Origin of the sequence: Candidatus Accumulibacter sp. ACC012, from assembly GCF_907163155.1 — a bacterium.
Lineage (GTDB): Bacteria > Pseudomonadota > Gammaproteobacteria > Burkholderiales > Rhodocyclaceae > Accumulibacter > Accumulibacter delftensis.
In genome coordinates this window covers 75,707-81,770 of sequence record NZ_CAJQUC010000013.1, presented here as the reverse complement: position 1 = coordinate 81,770, position 6,064 = coordinate 75,707, and the positions used below count along the sequence as shown (strand labels likewise).

Annotated in this window: 4 protein-coding genes, 4 pseudogenes and 1 riboswitch; all 8 genes and pseudogenes read right to left on the bottom strand. The window is 66.1% G+C overall.

Features of this window, described 5'->3' with window-relative positions; all coding sequences use genetic code 11:
• Positions 1-245: 245 nt before the first annotated feature.
• The 8 genes and pseudogenes from QZ648_RS14170 to cobO all read right to left on the bottom strand — a co-directional run bounded on the left by QZ648_RS14170 (position 246) and on the right by cobO (position 5,263).
• Positions 246-344, bottom strand: a complete 99-nt coding sequence (locus tag QZ648_RS14170) for a hypothetical protein (RefSeq protein WP_291997434.1) — start codon at positions 342-344, stop codon at positions 246-248.
• Between the two features lie 82 nt (positions 345-426).
• Positions 427-732, bottom strand: a pseudogene (locus QZ648_RS14165) (precorrin-8X methylmutase); the annotation flags it as partial.
• Between the two features lie 20 nt (positions 733-752).
• Entirely contained in the window at positions 753-926 is a 174-nt protein-coding gene (locus QZ648_RS14160) for a hypothetical protein (RefSeq protein WP_291997432.1), read from the bottom strand.
• A 6-nt stretch (positions 927-932) separates the two neighbouring features.
• A pseudogene (locus tag QZ648_RS14155) lies at positions 933-1,870 on the bottom strand (sirohydrochlorin chelatase).
• A 13-nt stretch (positions 1,871-1,883) separates the two neighbouring features.
• A pseudogene (gene cobM / locus QZ648_RS14150) lies at positions 1,884-2,656 on the bottom strand (precorrin-4 C(11)-methyltransferase); the annotation flags it as partial.
• A gap of 2 nt (positions 2,657-2,658) precedes the next feature.
• Positions 2,659-3,315, bottom strand: a complete 657-nt coding sequence (locus QZ648_RS14145; protein WP_169068600.1) for an energy-coupling factor ABC transporter permease — start codon at positions 3,313-3,315, stop codon at positions 2,659-2,661.
• A gap of 16 nt (positions 3,316-3,331) precedes the next feature.
• A pseudogene (locus QZ648_RS14140) lies at positions 3,332-4,652 on the bottom strand (cobyrinate a,c-diamide synthase).
• 5 nt (positions 4,653-4,657) lie between these two features.
• Positions 4,658-5,263: a cob(I)yrinic acid a,c-diamide adenosyltransferase gene (gene cobO / locus QZ648_RS14135; RefSeq protein ID WP_169068696.1), complete on the bottom strand. Its 606-nt coding sequence runs from the start codon at positions 5,261-5,263 to the stop codon at positions 4,658-4,660.
• 274 nt (positions 5,264-5,537) lie between these two features.
• Positions 5,538-5,766: riboswitch (cobalamin riboswitch) on the bottom strand.
• Positions 5,767-6,064: the final 298 nt, after the last annotated feature.

The window sequence follows — 6,064 nt, the reverse complement described above, 5'->3', positions numbered from 1 at the left end:
GCGCAGGCGCGGCGCAGCAGGCCTTCCCCGACAATGCCGGCATCGATCACCGCGAAGCACACCTCCTGCCATTGGGCAGTCGGCACAGTACGTGCGCCGGCACCTGCCCGGTCAGCAGGCCGATCGTCGCGCACGCGCCGCCGCTGCCGAGCAGGCGCCGGTGCTGAAGCCGGTGCGGTTGCCACGCTGGCGACGCGTGGCAGACTTGCGCAGCTTGGGCGGGGCAAGCGCTTGAGCGGTGTCGCTCATGCCACCCGTTGCTGCTCGTTCTCGGCGAAGGAAAGCAGCGCGTGAATGGCGGCAACGACCAGCGTCGAGCCGCCCTTGCGGCCGCGGATGGCCACCCAGGGGACGTCGGTCAATGCCCATCAGCAGGTCCTTCGACTCGGCCGCCGAGACAAAGCCGACCGGCATGCCGATCACCAGAGCCGGCCGGACGCCCTCTTCACGAATCAGGCGCACCACTTCGATCAGCGCGGTCGGCGCATTGCCGATGCCGGACGATGGCACCGTCGAGTTCGCCCTCGCGATTGCGCCTTGCGCATCGCCTGCACGGCGCGCGGCGTGCCCTCGGCATGCGCCCCGCTCGATGACGTCCGGATCAGAAATGTAATGCCGGGTGTGCAGCCTGAAGTGCTGCAAGCGTGGCCTGGACAAGCCGGTGCAGATCATCTCGACGTCGGTGACGATCGTGCGTACCGCCCTTGCGCAGCGCAGCAGACCGGCAGCCATCGCCTGCGCATGGAAAACGGTCAGGCCGTTTGAACTCGAAGTCGGCATTGGCGTGAATCATGCGCCGCACCAGGGGCCACTGCTCGGCGCTGTAGTCGTTGCGGCCCGACTTCGGCGTCGATGATGGCGAAGGAACCGTGCTCGATGGCGCGGCCGCTGGCGGTCAGTTGTTCGGTAACGGCGGGGATAGTCATGGCAGCTCAGATGTGGGCGTGTTGATGATCGTCGTGGTCATGCGCCTGGACGGCCCTTCGCCTGCATGTGCGTGCCGAGCACCGACCAGCAGGGTTGGGGTTTGCGTGTGGCTGTGATCGTGCAGGTGTTCGGCCTCGGCCGCCTGCCGGTACTTGCAGCCGTCGCACTCGAGCAGTGCCCCGCTCGGCAGCTCACGGCCGGAAACGCGCGCATCGAGCAGGTCGAAAATGCCCGGATCAAAGCCAAAGTAGCTGCCAGCGGCGAAGGCGATCTGTGGGTACTGCTGGCGCAGCCGTTCGGCCTGCGCATTGATGCGCTCGATGAGAACGCCGTTGAACAGGTACACCGGGACGATGGCGATTTGCGTCATGCCCAGCCGCACCTGCCGCTGGACGACGGTTTCCAGGCGCGGCCAGGTCACGCCGGTGAAGGCCAGGTCGACCAGTTCGTGCTCGTTGTCCTCGAAAAAGCCAGCGCGCCAGCTTGGCCAGTTCGCCGTTGGCACCGGCGTCCGACGAACCGCGGCCGAGCAGGACCACGGCCGGTGGTTTGCGGGTCCGGCATGGCCAGCGACTTCATCAGGCGCGCGAGCTGTCCTTGCAACACGGCGAAGATCTCGCGGCCCATGCCGAGGTGACGAGCACAGTGGAAAGCTGACCTGCGGGTAAGCCGCACGGGCAGCATCCATGGCCGCCGGCAACTCCATCTTGACGTGACCGGCGGCGTTGAGAATCAGCGGTACGACCAGCACCTGCCGGGCGCCGTGTGCCGCACGCTGCAGGCCGTCGGCAAGGAGCACGTCGGCATGCTCAATGAAGCAGACCTCGATGCGCCAGGCGGGATGGCGCTTCTGCCACTCGCCGGCAAAGCGGCGGATTTCGTCGTTGCCGTCGGGATGGCGGGAGCCATGCGCGGCAAGCAGCACTGTTGTCGAACCATCCATTTCGTTTTACCTCCGATGCCCGGCGAAAGCGGTGCGTGAAAGTTGCGTCGTAAAGTTTTCGATTTCTTCAACTGCGGCCAGTGACGCGCGCCGAGCGCCGGACTGGCGATGATCATCGCCTGGCTGGCGATTTTTTCCGCACGGCACTTGTCGCGGATGTCGGTCAGCGTGCCGCGGATGATTTTCCTCCTCGCCCGGCCAGCTCGCCTTATGAACCACCAGGATCGCGGCGTCGTCGCGCCAGCCGGCCGCGCGCAAGTCCTCGACCACTTGCTGCAGGAGGGTGATCGAGAGAAACACGCACAGCGTGCAGTGGTGCTGCGCCAGTTCCTGCAGCGATTCGCCGGCCGGCATCGGCGTGCGGCCTGCAACGCGGGTCAGGATCACCGTCTGGGTGACCTCGGGCAGGGTCAGCGTCTCGACGGCAGCGGCCGCTGCGGCCATCGCCGACGACACGCCCGGCACCACGCCAACGTCGACGCCGGCAGCATCGAGTGGCTGCGTCACCTCGATCAAGGCGCCGAACAGCGCCGGGTCACCGGTCTGCAGACGAACGACGATGGCGTTCGTCTGCGCCTGCTCGACCAGCCAGGCGGTGATTTCCGCCAGCGCCATGTCTTTGGAATCGGCGATCACGCAGCCCGCCGGCGCCCAGCGCATGGCTGCCTCCGAAACCAGCGACCCGGCGAAGAGAATCGCCCCGGCGCCGGCGATCAGATCCCGGCCCTTGACGGTAATCAGGTCGGGATCGCCCGGACCGGCGCCAACGAACCACACCTTGCCCATGTTCAGTTCGCCAGCTTGAGCGACTGGATGTCGAAGCAGGTGGCAATCAGGCGCTTGTTTTCGTGGCGCTTGAGAAGGCGAACGACAGCCAGCGTGAACAAGGGCTCGCAGATGACGATCAGCAGGTAGGAGCTGGCAAACGACGCCCAGGCGGCCAGCGGCGTCGCCACCTCGGCGGCGAGCAGCCAGAAACCGACCATGGCCGTGACGCCGGTGTAGTACATGGCGTCGAGCTTGACGATCGCCCCCCAGCTGACGACACGGCCGGCCAGCGCGGCACGCAGCTGGCGACCCGCACTGTAGTGAACGGCGATCAGCGGCACGATCAGAGACAGCGAGTTGACCGCCAGATGCGGCAGATCCATGGGTTCGAAGAGCAGGCCCTGGAGCAGCAGCCCGGCAGCGAAACCGAGCAGCGTCGGCAGAAAACCGAGTGTCAGATAGATGGCCATGGCGCCGACGAAGTGCAATTCCGAGGGGCCAACATTGACGTGGAAACTCTGCATGAACAGCGAGAAGAACAGTGCCGCGAGCAGCGTGCGGACGATGTCCGCCGGCTGTCTGAGCAGGTCCCTGGCGTAGTAAGCGACGAGGCCGACGGCCGAGGCATTGGCCAGAACGATTTTGGCCTGGGCGATGATGCCGGGTTCGATATGCATGGTAATTTCCTTTCTTTCAGGTGGACAATGAAGAAGCTGCTGGCGCAAATAGCTGCGCCACCGCCTCCGGGTTTGAGGGGAAGTAGAGGTGCATATACGAGGCATGCACACGGCCGACGCGATAGACCGCTTCGCCGCGCCGTCCCGCCCGCGCGCCTTCGCTGATCGCGATCGGCGACAGCGGCGTCCTCCATCTGCGAGTAGTGGAAGCTGTGTCCGCGCAGCTCGCCTTCGGGCAGTGTGACGCGGTGCAGGCCGAGGTTGGCGAGGCGGCCGAGCATCTTGGCGTTGCCTGGCAAGAGCCCGACCATCTCGGCCCGGCAGCCGTCCTTGTCGGCCAGTGACTCGAGCAGATAGAGCATTCCGCCGCACTCGGCGACTAGCGGTTTGCCAGCGGCATGGTGAGCGCGAATCGCGGCGTGCATTGGCGCGTTGGCGGCGAGCGCTGCGAGGTGCAGTTCGGGATAACCACCCGGCAGGTAGAGCACTTCGGCCTCTGGCAGCGAGCCATCGAGCAGCGGCGAAAAGAAGCTCAGCTCGGCACCGAGTTCGCGTAGCAGATTGAGATTGGCGCGGTACAGGAAGGCGAAAGCGCCGTCCCGTGCCACCGCGACGCGCACGCCGGCCAGCGGTCGCGGCTGCGCGCCAAGCGCTGTCGGCGACACGGCTGAGACAGCGAAGCTGACGGCCGCTGGCAGGCGCCTGGGCAGCGCCTGCAACGCGGCCGCCGCGCGGGCTATGCGCGCGTCGAGATCGGCGACTTCGGCCGCCTGTACCAGACCGAGGTGACGCTCGGGCAGGGCGATTTCGGCGTCGCGCGGCAGCCAGCCAAAGCAGGCCAGCCCCGACGGCAGACTCTCGGCGAGCATCTCGTAGTGGCGCTCGCCGGCGACGCGGTTGGCAAATACGCCGGCGAAAGGCAGGCCCGGTCGGTAGGTAGCCAGGCCATGTGCCAGGGCACCAAAGGTCTGGGCCATGGCGCTGCCGTCGATCACCACCACGATCGGAATGCCGAACAGAGCCGCCAGATCGGCACTCGAGCGGTCGCCGTCGAAGAGTCCCATGACGCCTTCTATGAGGATCAGGTCGGCTTCGGCCGCCGCCGCGTGCAGGAGTTGCCGACAGTGCTCCTCACCGCCCATCCACAGGTCGAGCTGATAGACCGGCGCAGCAGAGGCGCGCTCGAGGATCATCGGATCGAGAAAATCGGGGCCGGTCTTGAAAACGCGCACGCGCCGCCCTTGCCCACGATGGTGCGCTGCGAGAGCCGCGGTCACCGTCGTCTTGCCCTGGCCGGAAGCAGGCGCGGCAATGAACAGCGCCGGGCACGCCGGCATAGCGCTCACAGATCGACCCCTTTCTGCGCCCGTACGCCAGCGCGAAAGGCGTGCTTGACGTCGCGCAGCTCGCTGACCGTGTCGGCTGCGGCGCACAGTTCGTCCGGCGCGCCGCGGCCGGTAATCACCACGTGCTGCAGCGCCGGGCGGGCGGCCAGATCGGCGAGCACGAGCGGCAAATCCAGCCAGCCGTTCTTCAGCGCATAGGTCAGTTCATCGAGGACGATCAGCCCCAGCGACGGATCGCCGAGCATCTCGGCAACCACGGCCCAGGCGCGGCGCGCGGTTTCCCGATCGCGGGCCAGGTTCTGCGTCTCCCAGGTGAAGCCTTCGCCAAGCACATGCCAGGTGACCCCTGGCTGAGCACGGAAGAAGGCCTCCTCGCCGGTGTCCGAGCGCCCCTTGATAAACTGCGCGACACCGACCCGCAGGCCGTGTCCGAGGGCACGGGCGACCATGCCGAAAGCCGAACTCGACTTGCCCTTGCCGTTACCGGTGAGCACCAGCAGCAAGCCCTGGTCGCGATCGGCACGGGCGATGGCGGTATCAACCACGGCCTTTTTGCGCTGCATGCGCGCACGGTGCGACTCCTCGCGATCGGTCGCGCTCATGCTTGCCGCCTGGCCAGCAATCGATTGCTGGCAGCCAAACGGCCGCCGAAAACGCTGTCGGGTGTTTTGCGGTGGTGACGAAGCGTGTCGCCGCACGGGTACGAGCACGCAAGCAGCGCACCCGCCCGGGTCGATGGGAATAATGCCGGCACCTAGTTCTCCTCTGCGCACACCCGCGCGCAAGCCGAACGAACGAAACAACGGCAAAAGGAGGAAGTGCAACCGGAAACAGGGGTCAGAGCGACCAGAGTACCGAGACATCGCCCTCCGCAATGCCGATCCGCATGCCTCAGGCAGGTCTCCGGGCTCACGAGCGGGAAAATCCCTGGATCTGCGCCTTCCCATGCTGTTGCACAGTGGCGTGTTGCAGTTCCTTGCTCTCGTTTACCGTTGCGGGGGCAGCGCCGGAATACTCTCGGCCTGTGGAACAGGCTCGAAACACCGGCTTCCCATTTCATCCCTCGGGCGATAGCCCTCGGGAAACCTGAAGCAAGTAGTCCTTCTACTCCGCCTGGGAGAACATTGTCAAGGCAGTTCGCGCTAGCTACCCGCGCTCAGTTGGACGGAAAGCGGTCGATAAGACGGGGCGGTAAATCAGCAGCAGGTCGGCCTTCACGTGGCATTCACGCTAGCCGCTCAGGTCATGGTGGCGGTCAACGGTGTCCGGTAGCTTGAGTGGATGCGGTTAAGCGAGTTCGCGCAAGCGATCTCGCCGTCGGGGGGAGCCTAGTGGCGGGGGGCTGCCGCAGGCAGTCCCCAAAGAGCGAGCAGACGCTGAACACCTTGATGCCTTCTGAGTCA

Excerpts from the sequence above, each read along its gene's own strand:
- QZ648_RS14160 (WP_291997432.1), bottom strand. The coding sequence starts at position 926 with ATGACTATCCCCGCCGTTACCGAACAACTGACCGCCAGCGGCCGCGCC.
- QZ648_RS14145 (WP_169068600.1), bottom strand. The coding sequence starts at position 3,315 with ATGCATATCGAACCCGGCATCATCGCCCAGGCCAAAATCGTTCTGGCC.
- cobO (WP_169068696.1), bottom strand. The coding sequence starts at position 5,263 with ATGAGCGCGACCGATCGCGAGGAGTCGCACCGTGCGCGCATGCAGCGC.